Below are 23,307 nucleotides of genomic sequence, written 5' to 3'. Positions count from 1 at the left end.
CTGACATACTGTACTTATTATGGGCGACATTAATATTGTGATATTAATGTCGTGGTATCAGTGTTTTTATCTTATTCATTGCTTATTAAGTCTTTAGCCAAATATTGAATTTATTTTTACTTTGGGTTTAATAAAACAGGAGAATTACATGACCTCAAAGCTCCCTGTTAAAAAGTCGAGCGCCCAAGATGTTCAGGCATTTCTTGGTAAAGTCAAAAATACACCGCTGGTCACTGGTGTGGACAAGGGCAGATTAATATTTGCAATGGATGCCACAGCAAGTCGTGAGCACTGCTGGGATATGGCGAGTCAAAATCATGCGGCTATGTTTGTAGAAGCATATAAGGTGAGTACACTGAATGTGCAGCTTTGTTATTACCGGGGAATGGGAGACTTTACAGCGCTTCCTTGGACACGCAGCGCGGATGACATCAAACAAGCCTTACTTTCGGTGCGATGCCTAGCTGGACAAACCCAGATTGCCAAAGTACTCACACATGCAGTGCGTGAGACTCGCACCAGTAAAGTAAACGCGCTGGTATTTGTGGGTGATTGTGTCGAAGAAAACCCGGATTCACTTGGCGCATTAGCAGGGCAGTTGGGAATACTAAACCTACCTTTATTTATTTTTCAGGAAGGAAAAAATTCAAAGGTTGGCAGTATATTCTCACAGCTAGCGACATTGAGTGGCGGCGCACATTGCCAGTTTGATCAAGGCAGTGCCAAACAGTTAGGTCAGCTCTTATCGGCGGTTGCGGTATATGCAGCGGGCGGTAAACCTGCCCTGGAAAGTCATTTATTGAGTAAGGATACGAACGTACGCCGGTTATTGCAGCAGCTAAAATAATCATGATTAAATAGCCGTGAATAATTCAACTGTTTCCACGAAAATAATCACACCGTAAATTAAAGCATGATTGGCTTTGCGGCTTAATGGGTAACTCAAATAAGTGAAAACTCTATGTTAGTATTTGTCGCTTTAATAGCGGTTGTCATCATCGGCTATATCACAGTGGGATATATTCAAACCCTGAAACAGGAACAAAGAAAAAAAGCCGGTGCGAAAGCCGGCGTGCTGGCTTTTATCGCGGGGCTGATTTTGCTAACGGTCACTGGAAAGCTTTATATTTTGGCAGCACTGGGAACAGGTTTAATTGTATTTGCTAAGCGATTGTTTCCCTTTTTACGTTACTTTCCGCTTTTTCAAGGCCTTTTCCAGAAAGCTAAACAGAGTGCAGGTTCGTCTAAGAATTCTACCGTTGAAACCAGTTTACTCAAAATGACACTTGATCACGAAAGTGGTGAAATAGATGGTGAATTATTGGACACTGTTAGCGAGGGTAAATATCTGTCTGAATTTGAGCTGCCAGATTTAATTTCTCTGTATATCCTAGCGGGCAAGCAATATCCGGATTCTACTGAGATTTTGGCCACCTATCTTGATCGTAAATACGGTACTGACTGGCGCGAAGCGGCCAATGCAGAGAGTGGTTCTCAAGAGAGCGGGCAAAACGCTCGCGAAAGCGACAACACTGAGATGACTGTCATTGAAGCTTATGCAGTACTGGGCCTTGATAATAATGCAACAGAGGAAGAGATCATTGCCGCTCACCGTAAACTGATGCTGAAGCTCCACCCCGATAAGGGTGGAAGCAATTATCTGGCAACAAAAATAAATCAGGCTAAAGATTTACTGGTGAGCAGCAAGGACAAGTAAGCGCCAGCCGCTCATACTTTCACATTTGTGCTGTCTAGCCCTTATGTGAACGCGGTGCTTCGGTAATCAAAGGGTATTTAAGACGTCATTGTTGACTTTTGAAACCACAGGTCAGGTCTTTGATTTTTGATGTCCAAACCGCAGCAAAAGAGTCGTCTCAACGACAGTCTAAAACTGACCTACTTCATTGCTTAAAAACAAAAATACTTACCTTCTATTAATTCAGGAATTTAAGTTTACTCCGACCCAGTTTTTGACCCCAGTTAACCATTTAGAGATTTACGCTGTGCATCATAAAGGGTCAAAAATAACATTTCTAACATTATTTTTGGTGCATTTACATTTTTTAAACGAGTGATTTGCACCAAAAAAAAGCATGGCAAACACTTCATAAAGTAAACTTTGACATTAGGTTTTTATATATATATTTTGCTTAAAGACCTTGAGCAATTAGAGTAACTATAAAGTATGAAGAAAATCATTTTAATCAGTACATTGATATCAATTTTTACGATGTTATTTCAATCACCCGCTTTTGCAGCTAAAGAGGATAAAGCGAGCGAGTACACCACAAAATACCCTTATATATTCCATCTTGTACAAAAAGAATTATGGGAAAAAACTCTGGCTGACAAGAGCACTTATTACCCACCTACTTATAGCCAAGACGAATTCACTCACGCCACGGCTAACCCAGATTTTTTACTGATTATCGGTAATCATTTTTATAAAGATGTGGTGGGAGATTGGTTATGTCTGAGGATGTCAGTCGACACGTTGATTGCTACCGGAGTAAAAACTATATTTGAAGGTACTGAGCCCGTAGGTGACAAACAGCCTGATTTTCCGGGGACCGACAGCGAGCTTTTCCCTCATATATTAGGCGGCATTAACCCATCAGCAGTGATGCAAGTACATACCGTATCAAGGGCAGACGACGGTACATTTTTATCTGTATCTAACATCATTGAAGATATGTGATGTGCAACATTATTGGAGAATTTTAACTTGATTATAAGTCTAAAACGGCTATTAGTGAGAGGCTGTGTACTGTTAAGTTTTTTATTGAGCACTGCAAGCTTAGCGGGCACTACCTTATATCACATTGTAAGCGAACAAGAATTAGCGACCTTAACCAAAGATAATGTGTATACACCTTTGAACTTTGCCAAAGAAGGCTACATTCATTTTTCTAAATTGTCCCTTATCCATTACTACGCCAATGAGCTTTATAAGGGTGAGAGTGCCAAAAAGTTATTTTTGTTGAAGGTGACCTTTAGTGATGATGACATAAACCTAAAATGGATCGGTGATAATCCCGACTATTATATTGGGTTAGATTTATCCATGGTAGAGCAGAAGACTCAATTTATTAAAGACCAAAATAATCAATGGATACTGCCCGAACAAGGGTTATAACAGCGAACACAAAATCGATGATGCTTTTGATATCTGTTGAAAAAAATAAATTGGAGAATCGGTTGGTTGCGGGAGCAGGATTTAAACCTACGTCCTTTCGCGGATAATAAGAGCGAGCCGAAGGGCGATTGTGTTTTTGATGTTTTTGATGTTTTAAAGATCGGAATTGGTGCGGAGCTGGATTTGAACCTACGACCTTTCGCGGATAATAAGAGCGAGCCGAAGGGCGATTGTGTTTTTGATGTTTTTAAAGAATCGGTTGGTTGCGGGAGCAGGATTTGAACCTACGACCTTCGGGTTATGAGCCCGACGAGCTACCAGACTGCTCCATCCCGCGTCCGATTCAAGCGGCAAGATAGCCGCTATGGTTCGACTAAGCAAGCTATGTTTTCTAAATAAGCGCTAACTGCTGATAAAAGCAGCATAGCTAATGTTTGTGCTGTATTGTCTGAACAATAATTAAAAAATACCGCTCTTTTTAGTGAGCGGTATTGTTAATCATTTTAAGCTTGGTAAACCCAATGTTTAAGGTTTTAACTATCCCTGGTACTTCTGCATTACCAAAGTGGCGTTGGTGCCACCAAAACCAAAGCTATTGGACATGACTGTGGTTAATTTACTCTCACGAGTTTCAGTGACTACGTCCATACCTTTTGCTAGCTCGTCTAGGTTTTCAATATTGATTGACGGTGCGATAAAATCGTTTTCCATCATCAAAATACTGTAAATCGCTTCGTTTACACCAGCTGCTCCAAGGGCATGACCTGTCATGGCTTTGGTTGCACTTAGTGGCGGCGTTTTATCACCAAAGACTTCGCGAATTGCCCATAGCTCTTTCACGTCGCCCACTGGGGTCGAAGTGCCGTGAGTATTGATATAGTCAATCGGTTTATCTAGGCCTTGCATGGCTTGTTGCATACAACGTACCGCACCTTCACCAGAAGGAGCAACCATATCGGCACCGTCTGATGTGGCACCATAACCCACAATTTCAGCATAAATTTTGGCACCGCGAGCTAAGGCATGCTCAAGCTCTTCGACCACCACAATACCGCCGCCGCCAGCACCAACAAATCCATCGCGATCGGTATCATAGGTACGAGATGCTTTGGTTGGGTCGTCGTTATACTTAGTTGACATGGCGCCCATAGCGTCAAACTCTGCTGATAAAGTGTAATGTAATTCTTCACCACCACCAGCAAAAACAATGTCTTGTTTGCCTAATTGAATTTGCTCTAGCGCATTACCAATGCAGTGGGCGCTGGTTGAACAAGCAGAACTAATCGAGTAGTTCACCCCTTTGATTTTAAAAGGAGTAGCCAAACAAGCTGATACGGTACTGCCCATACAACGGGTTACCATGTATGGCCCAATACGTTTTACGCCTTTTTCACGCAAAATGTCGATAGCTTCAACTTGGTTTTTTGACGACGCCCCACCAGAACCAGCAATAATGCCCGTTCTTACGTTTGAAACCAAGTCATCGGTCAAGCCTGAATCTTCAATCGCTTGTTGCATTGCGATGTAAGCGTAACCTGCCGCTTCGCCCATAAAGCGCAATATTTTACGATCAATGTGCTCTTTAATATCAAGATTCACTTTACCCCAAACCTGACTGCGCATACCCGCTTGTTCAAATTCTTCAGAAAAAGTAATGCCCGAACGCCCTTCCCTTAAAGAGGTTGTGACTTCATCTTTATTGTTACCAATACTGGATACTATGCCTAGTCCAGTGATTACCGCTCTTCTCATGATTAACCCTTCAGGAAAAATTTGTCCACATTCTAATGATTTTGCTCAGCCAACTGGTCTGCTTTGAGCGTACACGTGTTAGCTTAAATAGAAAATCCAAGCCTTGCAAATGATAACTGTGATTGTTGTGAAATCACTAATACCTTAAAATGTATAATACACAATGCTTTGTATGTATGACTACCTAGAGTTTATTTAATTTGACTATTGCCAACGCCCACATTCGATTCAATGAAAATGGCACCCCTTATGCCACAAAGTTTGAAGACCTTTACTTTTCAGATGCTAAGGGGCTCGATGAAACGACTCACGTGTTTATTAAAAATAACAAACTGCTACAGCGTTGGGGAAAATGGCAAGAAAAACAGTTTGTCATAGCAGAAACAGGCTTTGGCACTGGGCTTAATGTATTGGTGACAATGTTGCACTTTGATGAATTTAATCAACATGAATTTAATCTAAAAAGCGACGCGCCAAAATTTAGACTGCACTTTATTTCAATCGAAAAATTTCCTATTAGTCATGCCGATTTAACCAAAGCTCTGTCGCTTTTTCCTGAGTTAGAAAAAATACTCTCAACCTTTACTTGAGCAATACCCGATTTCCGTGGAGGGATGTCATCGCCTGACTTTTCTTGGCGGCCAAGTTATTTTGGACTTGTGGTTAGGTGATGTGCATGATGTCTTGCCCAAGATTGAAAATAAACCACAGGGCCTAATCGACACTTGGTTTCTTGATGGCTTTTCGCCTAGTAAAAACCCTGATATGTGGACTCAAAGCTTATTTGAAAACATGGCGTTACTGGCTAAAGATCAATGCCACTTTGCCACTTTTACCGCAGCAGGCCATGTCAAACGAGGCTTAAGAGAAGCCGGGTTTAAGGTGCAAAAACAACCCGCCCATGGTCGCAAAAAAAGATATGTTGGTGGGAACAATTGATAAATTAGCAGATAACCTAAGCCGATTACCCTATTTTGCTCGAATGCCTGCAACGCTGCACAAAAAAACCAAAATTGCCATTATTGGTGGAGGGGTAGCAGCAGCCAATTGTGCCTACGCACTGAGTAAAAGAGGTTTACGAGCAACAATTTATTGTCAAGACGATGCCTTAGCCCAAGGCGCTTCGGGTAATGCCCAAGGTGGGTTTTACCCGCAACTCAATGCAGAAGCAGGACACGCTAGTCAAATCCATGCATTGTCTTTTAATTACGCAAGCAAACTTTATCGCCAGTTACTCAGTCAAGGTGTTCATTATAGCCATCAATGGTGTGGGACTTTTCAGATAGCGTTTAATGACAAGGTAGCCAGTCGTTATCGCAAATTAATTGCAAATAAGACATGGCCAGATGCGTTAATACATTGGATTGACGCGCAACAAGCGACAAAAATTGCCAACCTAGAGTTACCCTATCCGGGTTTATATATACCACAAGGAGGATGGATTAATCTGCCAGAGTTAGTCGCAGGGCTAGTCAAAGCAGCCGATTCGAGCATCGTTATTAATCAACAACTTACCTCATTAGAGCGTGAAAACGGCGCATGGCGACTCAATTGGCAAAATGGTGGCCAATCTGACGCCGATATTGTGATAATGGCAACGGGGAGTGATAGCGGAGATTTCCAGCAGATGTCAGCACTACCATTTCGCTTAGTCAGAGGCCAAGTAGAAGCGATTAACAGTCAAAACCAGCTGGCTGATTTGTCTACAGTTTTATGCCATAAAGGATATTTAACTCCTGCATGGCAAGGTTGTCACGCAATGGGGTCAACTTATGTCAAAGATGATAAAAGCCGCGATTATCGATTATCCGAACAACAAACCAATCTCACTATGCATCAGCAAGCTATGATGAAATGTGACTGGATGAAAGATATTCAGCCCACAACACATGGCCGAGCAGCAATAAGATGCAGTACACCCGATCATTTACCTATGGTGGGAGCAGTACCCGATAGCAAGATACAATCTGAACAATATCAAGACTTATATAAAGCCTTGCCTGCCAAACATTACCCGCAACCTGTTAATCACAATAATTTATTTATGCTCTGTGGTTTAGGCTCCAGAGGATTAACCACGGCGCCACTTTGCGCCGAGATATTAGTCAGTCAGATATTAAATGAGCCGTTGCCCCTGTCGAGCAACTTGTTGGATGCTTTAAACCCAAATCGATTTTTAGTCAGGGGGCTTATTCGCCGACAGGGCTGACAAGACAAGCCACTCAATTAAAGATATACCCTTAGCGAGACTGACTTAATTCGTTTTTAATGTCTGCCATAAACTGAACACTTGTTGCTGATCATCTGTAGAGAGTTCTTGGTTACTAAAAGCAGAGGTCAAACTTGTGTCCATAAGCTCAGCTAATTGTTGAATCTGTGTCATTTGTTGCACTTGGCTTTGCCCCGCCTCAACAGCAAAGTGCCCTTGCAAATAACTGGCAATAAACAACTGTTGATCGTTACCATGCTCTACCACTTGATCTAAATAACGTTCGGTTTTCTGTATAAACGTAGTAAGCTCGTTTTGTTGCTGCTCAGATGATGTCAAACTGTGTCCTTAATGGATAAATTTAAATTGGCGATGGGGTATAACACTTGATCGTGGTATCCGGTAATAATGCTGATTAACCCTGAAAGTTGAAGATCTACATGTGTATCACCAGAATCTACAATCAACGGACGACCAGACAAGTTAGATAATTTGGTCTTGGTCGCGACTAATAGAATATTATCTTTATCTAAACGTTTTAAAAAGTCCGCACTCAATTGCTGGTTACCGCGGCCAATGATATGACCCTGCCCACCAATTAATGTCAGCACCAACTTACAGCTTTGATTCATGGTCAGGATTAATAATTCGCTAGCAGTCACATCACTGGCCAGCAGTTGTCTATTTTTAATCACATCCACACCTAACAAGGTGTTTTCAATGCCTAGCTCTTGCATCACAAATTCAACGGTAGAGCCCGAGCCCATTATAAATAGATGCTCAGGGTTGTCCTCGATGATCTCAATGATATGCGCGGCGATATCCGCCAAAACCAGTTCATCAGACTCTTTACCGCCCATTTTGACGGCCTGAATATATCTCAGTTCCGTGGGTACCTGCATTTCACCAAATTGACGAGCATTAACTTTACCTTTTCTAAACAGCGCTTCATCAATATCCATGACCTCGGCGTCGCTGACACTGACAATTTCACCCTTTATGACTTGCTTTAATACTCTTCCGGCGGCCGCTGGGGTAATAGCATAAACAGCTGAATGAATTTTACAGCCCGCTGGTACGCCCAAAACAGGTACTGAATTTCCCACTACATGACAAACATTACGCGCGGTGCCATCGCCACCTGCAAATAAAATCAAGTCGACCTGGTGGGCAAGCAAAGCCTTTGCCGTCGCTTCAGAATCTTGGCTTTCTGTTTGAGTGTTTTCAGGCTGATAGACCACTGAATAATTAAAGCCCATATCCTTAGCTAAGGTTTCGCCCATTTCACCTGATGCAACATACAGCTGTACTTGGTCTTTTATGGGTAGAATATGCTCAAGGGTTAAACGGGTTTTATCCAGCGCTTTTTTTTCTGCTCCTAGAGCCAAAGCTTTTTCGCGGATTTCAACACCGTCACTGCCTTTTAAGGCCAATGCCCCACCAATACCGGCATAAGGATTAACTAACAAACCTAACTTAAACAATCTGTTAGGCTTAGACTGGTTTAACATCGAACATCTCCAGGTGTAGGTTGTCAGTTTGATAAAACACTTGTAACACGTCAATAAACGCTGCAGCACGAGCGGGAAAATCATGTTCTAAGTAAAACATGACTTGTTGTTTTACTGCCTTTTGAAAACCTTGAGTGTCTGCATCTGCACCATTTAAATTATCGGTGCTTACCGTAAAAGGTTTGCCCGACGCACAGGAGAAAGCCCACTCAATAGCTTGGGGTTTCACTTCTACCTTTTCAAATTCAGCCTGTTGTGTCACATCTCTGCCATCAGGGCTATACCAATAGCCGTAATCTTCTAACAAGCGTCTTTGTTTACCGGCTATACACCAATGGGAGATTTCATGTAATGCACTAGCAAAGTAGCCGTGGGCAAATACAATCTGGTGACGTTGTTGTGCACTTTTAGCCGGAGTGTAGATAGGTTCGTGCTCTCCCCTGACCAAAACTGTATTTTCAGTCTCGGTAAAAGTCGCATCAAATAATACAATCAAATCTTGAGAGTTGTGCATTATTGTCCCAGCTGAAGACAGCGAAAAAAAAGTTTTTTAAAAGGAAAGACGGCATTCATATTCATATTGGCAGCATTTTATACACAAAACCGCTATATACCAATCCATTCTAACAATTTGTATCGGTGTTTGGTTTCACCTATTGTTTTCACTCACAGATTACGCCAAGCTATAAAAATCAATTTATCCATGATTAGGTGTAAATCTTTTGCTTAGAACGCTTCTGTTTGGCAGTGTATTATTTTGCTCACACATTATTGCAGATTTTAGTTACGCCACAGATGTAAGCTCTACATCAACTCCTATTAAGATAGATGGAATTTCTGAACAAACATGGGACCATGCAACATGGCAACCTATGGCTTACTTGATGGCTGAGTCAGAACCTAAGCCCGAAGATTTTTCTGGACGCTATAAATTGTTATGGGATAACCAATATCTCTATTTACAGGCAGAGATTATTGACGATATATTATTTGATAAAACGCCAGATCCTAAAGTCAATTATTGGGATGATGATTGTCTAGAAGTCTTCATAGACAGCGATGCATCAGGTGGCAACCATCAATATAATCACAGTGCATTTGCGTACCACATCGCACTAGATAATCAAGCTGTTGATATTGGCGACGATAAACAAGTCCATTTGTATAATGATCACGTAATAAGCCGCTGGCAACGCGATCAGATACAACCTGAAAAAATAATTTGGGAAGTGGCACTCAAACTGTTTCCTAATAATTACAGCGACAACAAACCTTTACCTTCAATCATCTTAAAATCTGAACAAAAAATCGGCTTTATGTTGGCCTATTGTGATAACGATGGCAGTGCCACTCGGGAACATTTTATGGGTTCACATAAAATCGAACCGGTAAACGGTGACACCAACCGTGGTTGGATAGATGCAAACGTATTTGGCAACATTCAATTGAAAAATAAATCGAAAAAGTGAGCATGTTTAATAATGAGTGACTGCACCAAACAAATTATTCGCCATTTACACGGTATTAGTACGATGCAAGAAATTGCAGAAAAAGCGGGATTAATGCCTTCAATTAGAGCGGTTCAGGCTTGGCAGTGCAAACGTTTGTTAGTCAGTCATCAGGACATGTATCAACAAAAACGTTTCAAACCAGCGGTAGAGTTTTTTATTAATGAACTCTATGGACCCAATGACTTTAGTCAGCGCGACCAAGACATTGCCCGGATCGTACCAAAAATGTCGAAATTTCTGCCGGAAAAAGCACTCCAGTCATTGGCCTCAGCGTTATACTTAAATACCTTATCTTTTGAGCTAGATTTTGATTTAGCAAAACAGCTAGTGAATGCCGAAATCAATCGCGATACCTATGCCAAGGCCTACGTCAGTTGCGACAATCTTGCCAACAGACAACAACAAATTGACTATATTCGCACCTTAGGTAACGACTTGGCTGAAGTAGTCAAAATGAAAGGTATTTCAAGCTTGTTATTTATCTCGCGCAAACCGGCAAAGTTGGCAGGTGTTTTAGCTTTACACGAATTTCTAGATAAAGGCTTTAAATCCTTTAAAAACCTTGGCAATGTTGAAGATTTCATTATTCCTGTGGTGAATAAAGAACATCAGATCATGCAACAACTCGCCAATCCAAATATCCCTAATCCCTTACCCGATGTATAGTTAACCTATGACTTGGAATCTTCCCAATCCCTTTTTAAACAAGTGGCAAGTCTCACCTGAGCAGATTGATCATTATCAACATGCAAATAATGTAGCCTACGTCAGTCAACTAGAATTGACCTCATGGGCACACTCCAAGCATTTGGGATTAACGATTGAACAATATCAGGCTTTAGACAGAGGCATGGCCATCACTCGTCACGAAATCAACTATTTAGCAGCAGCCCATGTAAATGAAGTGATTGATTGTGCCACTTGGATAGTTCAGTGCGACAACAAACTTAAGTTAGCTCGGCAATTTCAGTTTATCCGCCGCAGCGATCAACAAACACTGTTAACAGCCCGTACCGAGTTTGTGTGTATTGCTCTATCAACCGGTAAACCAAAACGTATGCCAAAAGAGTTTGCCGATATTTATGGGCCAGCCGCGCAGATTCAAACCTCGCAACCACTTCCATATCAATAGGAGCAAAATGAACAGGTGGACAAGTTTACTACTTTTATGTCTTGGCGCTTCTTTAGCGCTAAACCTATATTTTTTATCCAACACGCCCAAACGAAACTTGTTAACCAGCTCTGAAAATAAAAATAGTATGGTTCAACCCAAGACATCATCTGAGCCACGGTTAAACTTGACCTTCACCGATGATTTGGCTAATCAGAGCAGCCAAACGCCACCAGCAATAGACTCCGATAATCCAAACCATAGCCCACCATTTAAACAAACTGAGAGCAGCAGAGCCGAGTTACTAGCACAAGCAAGCTCGTGGTTAACAGAGCATAAGGTTTTAAAACTGGGTGCATTTTTACAACGCTATTTGAAACAATACCCACAAGATATGGACTTTTTGTTGTTAGAAGCAAAATTAAAAGTGGAAACCACTCTGTTAAGTGATGCTATTGCTCACTACTACGACTTGTTAAGAAAGCCAATGACGAGTGTTCAGCATAATGAGATTGAACAACAAATCGAACAGTTGAGCAAAAACACCATTAAGCAGTTAAGGCATAACTACTCTTGGGATATTTTAGCTATGTTTGTGGAGCCGCTGTTACAACTTGAGCCGAACAACAGACTATATATTTTGTCCCTTGCGATGGCTTATGCCGAACTTTTTCAAGAAGGGTTAATGGAAAATGTATTGGCTTCCCTAGATTTTAACGACACTGACGCACAACGAATTAGAAACATCATAGTGGCGCAACAAATATCACCCGTTAATGATGATAATGATGAGAGTGATAAATTAGATGCCGGCGAAACAAACACCAACCTAGGGCAACCTATCCCACTTAAACAATTTGGCGATCAATATGTAGTTGCGGCTCAACTAAGCAGCAACCCAGTGGCACTATTAATTGATACTGGTGCGTCTGTCACCGCCATATCAAAACAATATTTTGATAATTTAAGTAACAGATACAAAATTAATTACCTAGGGCGCTTTAGTATTGGCACTGCAGGTGGCAGTATTATGGCGCCTATTTATCAATTTCAAGAATTAACCATCAATCACGTCACAGTCCAAAACCTACCTGTAGTGATATTGCCCATGCAAAGCATTGCAAACGCCGATGGTCTATTAGGCATGAATTTTCTACGAGAATTTGACTTCAAAATAGACCAACGTCAGTCAGTGATGTTTATTAAATAATAGCGTCTAGATTGCAGTATCTAGTATCCATATTTGCACTCATCTTTCAGATTAACGGGTAAAACTAGTTTGACGGGCTAGTTTGAACGCTCAGCAGACAGTGGGAGGATTAGCTTTTCTAACCGTTCAAATACCAAGTACGAACTGAAAGCAAGCATTTAACGGCAAAATATACCGCAGTCTCAAATAAGTCTGTTTGAATAAAGCAGTTCATCATCATAAATAATCGCAATCTTCAGTGCAGTTTTTGCACAACAGCGGCAGGCACTTTTTTTGCATTCTGAATTATTTGGAAACGGTAAATTAATAGACGAAAAATAACCGACTTTCACTCCCTTAAGAATATGAAATAGATGTCAATGTGGAAAATATAAGGCATCATGTTTTTCTATTTTAGGAAAAATGACTTTATATTTTACCTATACTCTACCCGTCGTTTACCCGTGTTGTTGTGTATTCTTTTAACAAACCAAACAGTGAGCTCAATTATGCAGCCTAGCAACTACGTAAAGCGTGAAATCATAGTTTATACCGATTATGTCTGTCCATTTTGCTTACTAGCAGAAAAATTACTCCGCGATGTGGTTGCGGGGAAACCGGTAAAAATCACGTGGCGTCCATTTGAATTAAGACCATTCCCGGTTCCTACTCTAGAAGTAGAAGATGAATATTTACCCGCTATTTGGCAACGTGCAGTTTACCCCATGGCTGAAAAGCTAGGTATTGATATAAAGTTACCTACTATCTCTCCGCAACCAAGAACCGATAAAGCGTTCGAGGCCTTTGCGTTTGCTGAGCAAGCAGGTTTAGGTGATGAGTTTTCTATGGCTACATTGTCCGCCTTTTTTCAAAAAAATCAGGATATTGGTGATATCGATGTGTTGTTAACTATCGCCGATGATATCGGTCTTGAGCGACAAGCACTAAAACGCGCACTTGAGACTAATGAATTTACTCAAGCACACCAACGTGCCCTGCGTAGAGCAAACCTGGAAGATAAAATCTCGGTGGTACCGACGATCATTATTGGTGAGGCAAGATATGATGGCGTCGCGAGTAAAGAATGGATTGAAGCGGCACTGGATAATTTATTGGTATAGCATGTACTCGCTATTATTAATATCGATCTTTATACCTCAGGCCTAAGCCCCTTTTACAAGCAAATCATCGCTAAGTAAAACAAACTCAGCTTTATTACCCACCTTAAGGCTTCCTCTATCCACAATACCTAACAAATTCGCTGGAACGCGCCTTGCCATATTCAGCACATCCGCAATATGTGCGGTTAGAATTTGAAGAGTACCTCAAGTGCGGCCGTTTGGAATATGAGTTTTTGCGAGTACGTTGTGAGGATTGTCATCATGAACACCTGGTTACATTCAGTTGGCAGCTCCTGCGCATCTATGCGCCCGCGGCATTTGTGCATCCTGCACTTCATAACGCAGAGTCTTTTAGTCGTGGTCTGCCAGACCGAGCTGTGGTGCACGGCGAATGGCAGAAAATCGCCGCCTTGATGTTGTGTTGCCCCATGAGCCCATTAGGCAATGGGTATTGAGCTTACCTTTTCAACTTAGATTTCTGTTTACCAGCTATCCTCAGATCATGGGAAAAGTACTAGGTATTGTCTATCGAACACTTGCTACACATATCACTAAAATAGCAGGCTACAACAAAAAGATGGCACAAACAGGAGCGGTTACATTGATCCAACGATTTGGCTCAGCGCTCAATTTAAATATTCAATTTCACATGCTCTACCTCGATGGTGTATATGGTGAAGATAACTATGGCAAAACGCGTTTAGATGAGAAGCATCCTTGTTCACCACCCTACGGGCAACCTGAGGTTGTTCAGCCTATTTATCTGGAATAAACAGCAACAGCTTTGCTGGCCCGTAGGGTGAATTACATGGATGTAATGAATAAATTCATTCCCGATGAATTAGTCACCCGACAAAAAGTGAACAGAACAACCTTACTCACCGCATTGGCCAGAACGAGGCGTGTTTTCTTGAGCGCGGCGGCTTATTAGTGAGGGAGGGTGACAATGATTATCTAGCTTTGGTAGGCCGGAAGACGATCCGATATCGCAAATTCACGGGTATTCAATTACCACATCGCTACAGGCAAACAGCAAGGTGGAAAGGTCTTTACCTTACAAAACATTGCACCTTTTGCAGAGCGAGGGTTTGCGGCAGGCTGTGCCTTTATATTACCCGCTCTGGGGTATCATAAAAAGGTATACAATAATGACTTACAGCAGTTGCAGAGCCAGCCAACCTAATTTGCTAAAACTTAAGCTTCTTGAACCTAAATCTTAATTCCGTGAAGGTCTGCAACTGGCACTCAAGCGACAGACGGCTTCGAGCGATCTATAGACCTTCAAGGATATGAAAAGATGTCAATGTGGTAAATAAGAAGCAACATGCATTTTCATTTTATGAAAAATAACGTTTTGGTTTACCTTTATCCCCCACCAATTGGCACTCAAAATAAGTATTAAACATAAAGAAGACACCTAAACATAAAGAAGACACCCATTTTAAAAATGTAGCAAAACAAGCATTATGTCCTAAGCTTTAAGGTATTCACACAACCAAGGATGGTCGTTATGCCTCAGCCACGTAAGAATCAAATCAGTTTAATTGATACCCCTTATTACCATTGTGTTTCCCGCTGTGTTCGCCGTTCTTTTTTGTGCGGCGAAGATAAATTCACTGGGCAAAGTTACGAACACCGCCGTGGGTGGGTAAAAGAGCGTTTGTTATTTTTGTCGTCGGTATTTGCTATCGACATTTGCGCTTGCATAAAGAAGACACCCATTTTAAAAAAGTAGCAAAACAAGCATTATGTCCTAAGCTTTAAGGTATTCACACAACCAAGGATGGTCGTTATGCCTCAGCCACGTAAAAACATAAAGAAGACACCCATTTTAAAAATGTAGCAAAACAAGCATTATGTCCTAAGCTTTAAGGTATTCACACAACCAAGGATGGTCGTTATGCCTCAGCCACGTAAGAATCAAATCAGTTTAATTGATACCCCTTATTACCATTGTGTTTCCCGCTGTGTTCGCCGTTCTTTTTTGTGCGGTACGGATAAGTTTACTCGGCAGAGTTACGAGCATCGCCGTGGGTGGGTAGAAGAGCGTTTGTTATTTTTGTCGTCGGTATTTGCTATCGACATTTGCGCTTATGCGGTGATGAGTAATCATACCCATGTGGTGCTGTATGTGGACAAAAATATGGCTGAAAGCTGGTCGATGAAAGAAATTATAAGACGTTGGCATCAGCTTTACCAAGGCACATTATTGAGTCAAAAGTATCAAAGAGGGGATGCACTTAGTAAAGGTGAACTGATTACCCTAGAAGAAACAGTGACAATTTACCGTCAGCGTTTATACGACATCAGTTGGCTCATGCGTAACCTCAATGAACACATAGCCCGAGAGGCTAACAAGGAAGATGGTTGCACAGGCAGGTTCTGGGAAGGCCGATTCAAATCTCAAGCTCTGTTAGATGAAAGTGCAGTATTAGCCTGCATGGCTTATGTAGATTTAAACCCTATTCGTGCCAAGATGGATACCACACCAGAAACATCAAAACACACCAGTATCCGGCAACGTATACAGGCTCTTATCAAAGGTGAGCAACCTAAAAAACTCATGCGTTTTGTGGGCAATCACAGACAAGATATGCCTAAAGGCATAGCTTACAGCTTGATTGACTATTGTGAATTAATGGATTGCACAGGGCGCTGTATTCGAGAGGATAAATCGGGTTACATAGAGCATCACCACAGCCCTATACTAGAGCACCTTGGCCTAGATACTGAGCAATGGTTAACCTTAACCACTGAATTCGAACAACACTTCAGCACCGCCGTTGGCAGTGAGCACATGCTGCAACAATTCAAACACCATACCCAGCACAAACGCGCACGAGGGATGGCCAAGGCTAGAGCCTTATTGCAACAGGCTTGAATAAACCAACAAAAACCAACCTTTCGAATACAGCTTGGATAAATCCGTTTGTCTAATATTTGGGTATTTGGAAGGGTTGTGAAAGCGAATTCACATCCGGCGCAGACACAGCAGTAACTCAACACCTTATTTACTAAAAACGTGCAGCTTTGTGCGATTTAATCCTGCATCTAGGGCGTTTTGTTGTTGTCTTTAATGAATCGCCGTAAAGCCCTTATTTACATTGATTTATTCAACATAAAACAGGCCTCAGGTGTCTTTAATGATGGCTGTCTTCTTTATATTTTGGCCTCCGGTGTCTTTAATGATGGCTGTCTTCTTTATATTCTTCTTTATATTCCGCTGTTATCGGTTCAATCGTCGATTTATCGAAAAACAACAACCTAACTGATTGTTAAACTTAGCAATAATTCACTTACCTGTAAAATCGACCTGGCCAGGTGCATAGGCATGTAAACAAAAGTAATATTCAAAACTGGTTTACACAACAGAGGAAGGCGCTTGTTTTAAATTCTGAATTATATAAAAACAGCTAAGGAATAGACGACAGGCGGGACATTGTTGATATAAAGGAGATGACGATATGCAGGATATATTTTCATTTTATGAAAAATAACATCTTATTTTTCCTATACTCTCGCCATAACTTCACCTTTAGCCAGTAGACTAAAGACACACATTATGCGCATATTTCATGCTCACACAAGAACAACTTAAAACATGCCCCTTAAATATTTGAGAAATTGGTGCTAAGTCATGAGGTTCCAGATATATTCTTGCAGCACACGTACTGATTAACCTTAAACCACAAAATTGTGATACGACTTATTTAAACCTTCTTTTGACGCCCTAATTCTGTCACCTACTTGGCACTGCCTTTAAGCCGTGGTTAAATGGACGAAAGTTTCCGATTAACCAGCTGACAAAATCTAAAGTCAGTCTTACCGTACAGAGACATCTATGCTGGACAGCCCCGAATTTACCCGCTTTATTTTTCTACCAGAACCGGCTCAACAACGCAGTCGTGATGCATTGGACAGGTTGCTCGACGCAGGTGAACAATTGCTAGCTCAAAATGCCTTCGAAGAAGCGAGTGTTGCCCAGATTGCCGAACTCGCTAAGTCATCTGTCGGTACCTTTTACCGGATACTAGGTGATAAAGACACCCTATCTAAGCTTCTTTTGCAGCGATTTTTCCTTTCTGCAGTGTCGACGATTAATGTTTTGACTGACGCAGAACAATGGACAACTCAACCACTACAAAAATTTATTCAAGCCCTGACCGAGCAAGTAGCGGCTCTCTATCAAGGACGCAGAGGTGTACTTAGAGCACTGATTTTGAGAGCTTCCCGCGATGCCGATTTTCGCGACCGAGTACACCAACTCAATGAACATATCGCTGCATCAGTAGTCCGTGTACTTCAGGCTCATCAACAGGAAGTTCACCATCCTAACCCCCTCAAGGCCATGCAGGCAGCAGTACATATTCTATTGGGTGCACTGAATCAACATACGGTCACCGGTAATCTTGGTCATTTAAGTCAGGTAGAATTAGTGCAAGAGCTCAGCCGTATCCTAGTGTTCTATCTGGATATCCACAGTTAATAAGCTAACACCCCGCCAATTGTTAATCAAAAGTAAAAATACATTTCATTATAATTCAAATACTTAAGAATTAATAAGCAATAAAAAACATTTTATTTAACAAACCCCGTTGAAAACGGAATTCAAATTCCGTAACATCTATATCGGAATGGATCTACCGATTCCATAAAAAGAGATATATATGGCCTATTTTTATCATGACAATCTACGTATGCATTATCTGGATCAAGGTCAGGGAAGCCCCGTGCTGCTGCTCCATGGACTAGGCTCGTGTGCACAGGATTGGTTACTGCAAATTGAGGCATTGTCTGAGCACCACCGAGTTATTGCCTTGGATTTGCGGGGTCATGGTGAAAGTGAAACAGTCAGTCGTCCCTATGAGATGAAACACCTCGCCAGTGACGCCATGGCGCTAATGAAAAATCTTGAGCTACCAGCCTATCAAGTCGTCGGTTTTTCTTTAGGTGGCATGGTGACCTTTGAACTGGCCTTGCAAGCAAAAACCACACTGCAAGCCATGGTCATCATCAATTCAGGACCACAGGTCGCCGGCATGTCTCGTTCTTTGCGCTGGCAACTTGGCATAAGATTATTGGTGATTAAAGTGTTGGGTATGCGCCGACTAGGCCACTTAATTGGCAAAAAACTCTTCCCGCTGGAAGGTCAGCAAGCACTGCGCAGCCGTTTCGAAGCACGTATGACCGCAATGGACGCCACCAGTTATAAGTTGGCTTTGCAGGCGATTGCTGCATTTTCAGTCCAGCAACATATACACCTGATGCAACAACCTACCTTGGTGATCAGTGCTGATCAGGATTATACCCCGGTCAGTATGAAGGCCGATTATGTGCAAAACATGCCAAATGCCGTACTGGAAGTAATAGCAGATTCACGTCATGCAACCCCCATGGACCAACCCGATAAACTGAACCTCATTCTAAGTCAATTTTTGCACACACATGGGCAAGAAAAAAAAGTCCCCCACCCGATAAATTTTCCCATCAAACTTCATTACAACAATAAACCAGAGAAACTTATGAATATGAATATGTGCCGAACTCCACTAACATTACTGGCCACCTTATGCATCCTACCCGCTGTGGCCCAATCCTCTGACTTGCAACAACAAGAAACGTCTATAGAAAAGATTCAAGTGACTGCCCGAAAACGCAGTGAAACCATGCAACATATTCCGTTGGCCGTATCAGCACTCGACAAAACCGCCATAGAACGCAGTGCGATTAATAATCTAGTTGATCTGCAAAGCCAGGTTCCGTCGTTGAGTATTTACGCTGCCCGTGGCACCAGCTCCACCGCCACCGTTTATATCCGAGGTGTCGGCCAATCCGACCCACTATGGGGAGCCGAACCCGGCGTCGGTATTTATCTGGATGACGTCTATCTGGCTAGACCCCAAGGCGCCTTACTCGACTTACTCGATGTAGAGAGAGTGGAAGTTTTACGTGGTCCACAAGGTACCTTATACGGACGTAATACCGTCGGCGGTGCAATCAAATATATTACGCGTCGACCTAGCGATGAATTTAGCGCAAAAGCAGATGTCGCGCTGGGCAGTTACGGCCAGGTTGATGCCAAAATGGCAGCTGCCGGCTCATTAGTGAAAAATAAATTGCTCGCAAGCATCGCGGTTGGCTCTTTCAACCACGATGGTTTTGGTGAGAACCTCTACAACGGATCAGACGTCAGTGACAAGGATATTCTCGCTGCGAGAACCAGCTTGTTATGGCTGGCAAACGACAATCTCAGCTTAGCATTGGCTCTGGATAAAACACGAGACAACTCTAATGTCAGAGGGGCCAGACGGATGTTGGTCAATGGCTTTGAACTCTACTTTGAAGGCCTGCCCCCCTTGCCTATCAGTGAGGATCGTTATGATACAAACAGTGGAGCAAAACTACAGCGTAATACCACTGACACCCAAGGTGCTTCATTGACCATTGACTGGGATGTCAACGACACTTGGTCCATCAAATCTGTGACTGCCTGGCGAGACGGTGATACCGAAGGTGCCATTGATTTTGATCTCGGCCCTTACCCCATTGCCGACGTCAATGCCCATTACTTTGACGAGCAACGTAGTCAAGAATTGCAGCTCAATTACGATGGAGCTCAATGGCAAGCTGTGTTTGGCCTCTATTATATGCAGGCTAAAGCCGGTGGTGAGGTACACAACCAATTCGGCCTGCCCTTTGCAGCATTAGGTTTAGCGCCAGCAACCCTTATCCCCGGCCCAATTTATTATCAATTCGGCGCCAGTGGCGGCCAGGTTGATACCGATTCAGTGGCGCTATACGGTGATGGTAGCTGGCAATTCAGCGATCTCTGGCGCCTTAGCCTAGGGTTGCGCGCAGGGCGAGAAAGCAAAGAAGCCGAAGTACTGAACCAAGGCTTCACCGATAACAGTTTCACTCAAGCTAATGGTCTGATCAGTGCCAACTTTACCAATAAGGAAAGTTGGACAGATGTCTCCCCCCGTATCTCACTGGATTATCAACCCAATGATGACTTGTTGATTTATGGCTCTGTGGCCAAGGGATTCAAAAGTGGCGGCTTCAATGTACGAGCCAATACCTTACAAGTACCCGACTCAGCGAAGCCTTATGAACCTGAAAGTGTATTAACTTACGAATTAGGTTTTAAACCCACCCTAGCCAACCAATTACAATTGAGCATGGCGTTTTTCCTCAGTCAATACAAAGATATTCAGCTCAGCATATTTACTGGCGTAGACAGTGATAACGACGGTAACAATGATGGTTTTTTTGGCGATTTTACCAATGCAGGACGCGGTCGAATTCGTGGGGTTGAATTTGATTATCTTTGGACTCCTGGTCAAGGTTGGCGCCTGTGGGGGAATGCCGCCTACTTAGATGCCCAATATCAGGAATACATGTCTGGTGGGGTCAATCTGGCCGATCAAAAGGAATTCACCGATGTGCCTAAGCTAGCCTATAGTTTCAACATTCAAAAGCTCTGGTCATGGAACAATAGCGCCGAGTTGTCTGCCACATTGAGTTATCAATGGCGAGACGAAGTGCAGCCTGTTACCAATCAAAGTGTGCTACTAAAACAGCCTGCATTTGGTCTGCTAAATGCCACCTTGTTATTGACTCCACAAGATAGTCATTGGCGCTTGGCATTAGAAGCTAAAAATTTGGGTGACGTTGAATATCGCACGACAGGTTATGATTTGACCGATAGCGGTTTTCCTATTTTAATTGGCTACTATGGTAATCCTCGCACCTTAACATTACGTGCCACATACCAGTTCTAAAACATAATAAAAACGACAAAAGGAGAGTGGTATGTTGCAACTGGTTCCCAATAAAGAGCTAAATATCAGTGACATTCTGAGCCACATGAGTCGGGTCCATGCTAAACAACACGTCGTCAGCTTAAACGCCGACGGGCAAGTACAGCGTATTCATTATCAAGGGCTAGTTGACAGAGTGGCGCAGTTAGCCAATGCCTTGCAACGATTAAACATTCAAGACGGCGACTGTATATCAACATTGGCCTGGAACGCTCAGCGTCACATGGAAATATACTTTGCCGTGCCTTGTCTGGGAGCCATCTGTCATACCGTCACCCCCCGTCTATACAGTGAACAACTTACCTATATTCTTCAGGATGCCCGTTGTCGCTGGTTGATCCAATGTTTGTCCCCTTGAACATGTCATTGCTGGGCGCGCTAGAACAGCTCCAATGAGGAAAATGGTCAAGTTGTTTGCTTCACAATACTCTTAATCAATCCCTCAACTCGCGTCCTAAACCGACTTTCTTCAGGGGTGCACTTACAGCTATTGGTAATAGCTGGGGCCGTGGCAAAATTAATTTATTGCACAGAGGAGCAGCTATCAAAATAGTGGATTTCAGTAACTCAACTAAGCGGCCGCTTTGGCCCTCATTTGGTTTTAAAATGAGGCAGGTTCCGAACGGCGAAAATAATTGCAAACGAGATCGTCAAAACTAGTTTTTTTGAGCCTCCGCTACCTCCGGTTTTGGCACTTTCTTTCCCACAGATTTACGCATTCTCAGATAAAAGGCGTGTCATATTCAGAATTTGCGATTCCCCCGATATATTAAAGAGGTTCGTTAGCTTCTTTTACTCTTTCTAGGCGTTCTTGTTCTTCAGCGAAGGCGGCTTTGATTTCTTCTAATACCGAGTCTACGTCTGCGTCGTCATCAGGTAGTTCATAGTGACCAGTCAATTCTGACTCTAGCGTTAGCTCACCTGCTTCAAACAAAGCCCACATTTCTTCAGCATAAAAGGTGTTAGCCAGTTCAGGAGCGTATTGGCTATAATATTCACTCATATTTCGCACATCACGCTGTAACATACTAAAGGCATTGTTATTTGCCGCCGCATCCACAACTTGAGGCAAATCGATGATCACCGGACCATAATCGTCTACCAGCACATTAAATTCAGACAAGTCACCATGTATCAAACCCACACATAACATACGCATCACATAAACCATCACCAGAGCATGATCTTCAATGGCTTGTTCTGCTGACATAGATACATCGTTTAGCCGGGGTGCTACGTCGCCTTGGTCATCTGTGACCAATTCCATAAGTAACACGCCTTCATAACAGCCAAAGGCCTCAGGCACTCTAACCCCAGCTTTAGCGAGTTTGAACAAAGCGTCAACCTCGGTGTTTTGCCAGGCATCTTCTTGTTGCTTACGGCCAAATTTAGAACCTTTTTCCATCGCACGGGCACGACGCGTATTCCTGACTTTACGACCTTCTTGATATTGCGCAGCTTTTTTAAAGCTGCGTTTCATTGCTTCTTTATACACTTTGGCACAGCGCACTTCAGTACCGCATTGTACCGCATATACGGTGGCTTCTTTACCACTCATAAGCTGATATAGCACATCATCTATCAGACCATCATCTACAAGTGGTTGTAATCTTTTTGGTATTTTCATTAAAACCTAAGGCCAACAGCGTATTCTGTTGGTTCAATTATTACATCACTCAAATCATTTAGATTTGAAACCTTTAAAAAACGAGGGGTATGATATCAAGTTTTTTCAGAACAATGATATCTAAGTAAGTAACAAATTTCACCACAGCGCTAGAATGTCTGAAAAATAAATAAATGATGCTTAAATTTAGAAACATCAATTGATCATTAGAAGTGATGTTTAACGTTATAAACTATCTGAAAATAAACGTTATTTTATGCCTCAACTCACCAGTGGTGGCCCTAAAGACATTCCCCCTAGTTAACTACATAATCTAACCC

At 42.4% G+C, this 23,307-nt stretch carries 19 protein-coding genes, 1 tRNA gene and 3 pseudogenes; 17 read left to right on the top strand and 6 right to left on the bottom strand.

Going from position 1 to position 23,307, the window contains the following annotated elements; genetic code table 11:
- The first annotated feature begins 148 nt into the window (after positions 1-148).
- The 5 genes from C427_RS05625 to C427_RS24625 all read left to right on the top strand — a co-directional run bounded on the left by C427_RS05625 (position 149) and on the right by C427_RS24625 (position 3,418).
- On the top strand, positions 149-847 hold the full coding sequence (locus C427_RS05625; protein WP_007642311.1) for a hypothetical protein: 699 nt from the start codon (positions 149-151) through the stop codon (positions 845-847).
- Between the two features lie 114 nt (positions 848-961).
- Positions 962-1,717: a DnaJ domain-containing protein gene (locus C427_RS05620; RefSeq protein WP_007642312.1), complete on the top strand. Its 756-nt coding sequence runs from the start codon at positions 962-964 to the stop codon at positions 1,715-1,717.
- A gap of 468 nt (positions 1,718-2,185) precedes the next feature.
- On the top strand, positions 2,186-2,698 hold the full coding sequence (locus tag C427_RS05615; protein WP_007642314.1) for a DUF952 domain-containing protein: 513 nt from the start codon (positions 2,186-2,188) through the stop codon (positions 2,696-2,698).
- Between the two features lie 84 nt (positions 2,699-2,782).
- On the top strand, positions 2,783-3,136 hold the full coding sequence (locus tag C427_RS05610) for a DUF952 domain-containing protein (RefSeq protein ID WP_007642315.1): 354 nt from the start codon (positions 2,783-2,785) through the stop codon (positions 3,134-3,136).
- 36 nt (positions 3,137-3,172) lie between these two features.
- Complete coding sequence (locus tag C427_RS24625) at positions 3,173-3,418, top strand: hypothetical protein (RefSeq protein WP_148285887.1); 246 nt, start codon at positions 3,173-3,175, stop codon at positions 3,416-3,418.
- On the opposite strand, the gene C427_RS05605 is transcribed toward C427_RS24625, so the two are convergent.
- Both C427_RS05605 and fabB read right to left on the bottom strand, forming a co-directional pair.
- Positions 3,397-3,473: transfer RNA gene (locus C427_RS05605), tRNA-Met, on the bottom strand. The two genes, C427_RS24625 and C427_RS05605, sit on opposite strands and share 22 nt — an antisense overlap.
- Before the next feature lie 200 nt (positions 3,474-3,673).
- Positions 3,674-4,888 (bottom strand): beta-ketoacyl-ACP synthase I, encoded by a 1,215-nt coding sequence (gene fabB / locus C427_RS05600; protein ID WP_007639436.1) that lies wholly within the window; start codon positions 4,886-4,888, stop codon positions 3,674-3,676.
- A 200-nt stretch (positions 4,889-5,088) separates the two neighbouring features.
- Between fabB and mnmC the strand changes: the two are divergent.
- Positions 5,089-7,097: pseudogene (gene mnmC, locus C427_RS05595) on the top strand (bifunctional tRNA (5-methylaminomethyl-2-thiouridine)(34)-methyltransferase MnmD/FAD-dependent 5-carboxymethylaminomethyl-2-thiouridine(34) oxidoreductase MnmC).
- A 45-nt stretch (positions 7,098-7,142) separates the two neighbouring features.
- On the opposite strand, the gene C427_RS05590 reads toward mnmC, so the two are convergent.
- The 3 genes from C427_RS05590 to C427_RS05580 are packed head-to-tail and all read right to left on the bottom strand — an operon-like array spanning position 7,143 to position 9,122.
- A complete protein-coding gene (locus tag C427_RS05590; protein ID WP_007639438.1) occupies positions 7,143-7,436 on the bottom strand; it encodes a YfcL family protein in 294 nt (97 codons plus the stop codon).
- On the bottom strand, positions 7,433-8,608 hold the full coding sequence (locus tag C427_RS05585; RefSeq protein ID WP_007639441.1) for an ATP-NAD kinase family protein: 1,176 nt from the start codon (positions 8,606-8,608) through the stop codon (positions 7,433-7,435). The genes C427_RS05590 and C427_RS05585 overlap by 4 nt, the downstream gene beginning before the upstream one ends.
- Entirely contained in the window at positions 8,592-9,122 is a 531-nt protein-coding gene (locus C427_RS05580; RefSeq protein WP_007639442.1) for an elongation factor P hydroxylase, read from the bottom strand. Before C427_RS05580 ends, C427_RS05585 begins: the two co-directional genes overlap by 17 nt.
- A 208-nt stretch (positions 9,123-9,330) precedes the next feature.
- Here C427_RS05580 and C427_RS05575 point away from each other — a divergent pair, with 208 nt between their 5' ends.
- The 11 genes and pseudogenes from C427_RS05575 (at position 9,331) to C427_RS05530 (ending at position 21,718) form a co-directional block, all read left to right on the top strand.
- Positions 9,331-10,077 carry a sugar-binding protein gene (locus tag C427_RS05575; RefSeq protein ID WP_007639443.1) on the top strand — a complete coding sequence of 249 codons (747 nt, stop codon included), beginning with the start codon at positions 9,331-9,333 and terminating at the stop codon, positions 10,075-10,077.
- 12 nt (positions 10,078-10,089) lie between these two features.
- Positions 10,090-10,785 carry an FFLEELY motif protein gene (locus C427_RS05570; protein WP_007639444.1) on the top strand — a complete coding sequence of 232 codons (696 nt, stop codon included), beginning with the start codon at positions 10,090-10,092 and terminating at the stop codon, positions 10,783-10,785.
- 7 nt (positions 10,786-10,792) lie between these two features.
- Complete coding sequence (locus C427_RS05565) at positions 10,793-11,251, top strand: acyl-CoA thioesterase (RefSeq protein WP_007639445.1); 459 nt, start codon at positions 10,793-10,795, stop codon at positions 11,249-11,251.
- Between the two features lie 7 nt (positions 11,252-11,258).
- The gene (locus tag C427_RS05560) at positions 11,259-12,440 is read left to right on the top strand and encodes a retropepsin-like aspartic protease family protein (protein ID WP_007639446.1); all 1,182 of its coding nucleotides are present in this window, start codon (positions 11,259-11,261) and stop codon (positions 12,438-12,440) included.
- A 488-nt stretch (positions 12,441-12,928) separates the two neighbouring features.
- Positions 12,929-13,540, top strand: a complete 612-nt coding sequence (locus C427_RS05555; RefSeq protein ID WP_226991183.1) for a DsbA family oxidoreductase — start codon at positions 12,929-12,931, stop codon at positions 13,538-13,540.
- 170 nt (positions 13,541-13,710) lie between these two features.
- Positions 13,711-14,219 (top strand): annotated as a pseudogene (locus C427_RS25655) (hypothetical protein); the annotation flags it as partial.
- An 831-nt stretch (positions 14,220-15,050) separates the two neighbouring features.
- Positions 15,051-15,242 (top strand): annotated as a pseudogene (locus tag C427_RS24610) (Type I secretion system protein TolC); the annotation flags it as partial.
- Positions 15,243-15,440: 198 nt separating this feature from the next.
- Entirely contained in the window at positions 15,441-16,421 is a 981-nt protein-coding gene (locus tag C427_RS05545; RefSeq protein ID WP_007639478.1) for a hypothetical protein, read from the top strand.
- 960 nt (positions 16,422-17,381) lie between these two features.
- On the top strand, positions 17,382-18,026 hold the full coding sequence (locus tag C427_RS05540; RefSeq protein ID WP_007639480.1) for a TetR/AcrR family transcriptional regulator: 645 nt from the start codon (positions 17,382-17,384) through the stop codon (positions 18,024-18,026).
- Between the two features lie 181 nt (positions 18,027-18,207).
- Positions 18,208-21,321, top strand: coding sequence for a TonB-dependent receptor domain-containing protein (locus C427_RS05535; protein ID WP_015430539.1), 3,114 nt, complete (start codon positions 18,208-18,210; stop codon positions 21,319-21,321).
- A gap of 31 nt (positions 21,322-21,352) precedes the next feature.
- On the top strand, positions 21,353-21,718 hold the full coding sequence (locus C427_RS05530; protein ID WP_007639485.1) for an AMP-binding protein: 366 nt from the start codon (positions 21,353-21,355) through the stop codon (positions 21,716-21,718).
- A 411-nt stretch (positions 21,719-22,129) separates the two neighbouring features.
- Here C427_RS05530 and C427_RS05525 read toward each other — a convergent pair whose 3' ends face one another.
- Positions 22,130-22,987 carry a PA4780 family RIO1-like protein kinase gene (locus C427_RS05525; RefSeq protein ID WP_007639499.1) on the bottom strand — a complete coding sequence of 286 codons (858 nt, stop codon included), beginning with the start codon at positions 22,985-22,987 and terminating at the stop codon, positions 22,130-22,132.
- Between the last annotated feature and the right edge of the window lie 320 nt (positions 22,988-23,307).

It is taken from the genome of Paraglaciecola psychrophila 170 (genome assembly GCF_000347635.1).
Lineage (GTDB): Bacteria > Pseudomonadota > Gammaproteobacteria > Enterobacterales > Alteromonadaceae > Paraglaciecola > Paraglaciecola psychrophila.
Note: the sequence above shows the minus strand (reverse complement) of the source record. Positions and strands in the feature narration are given on the sequence as shown.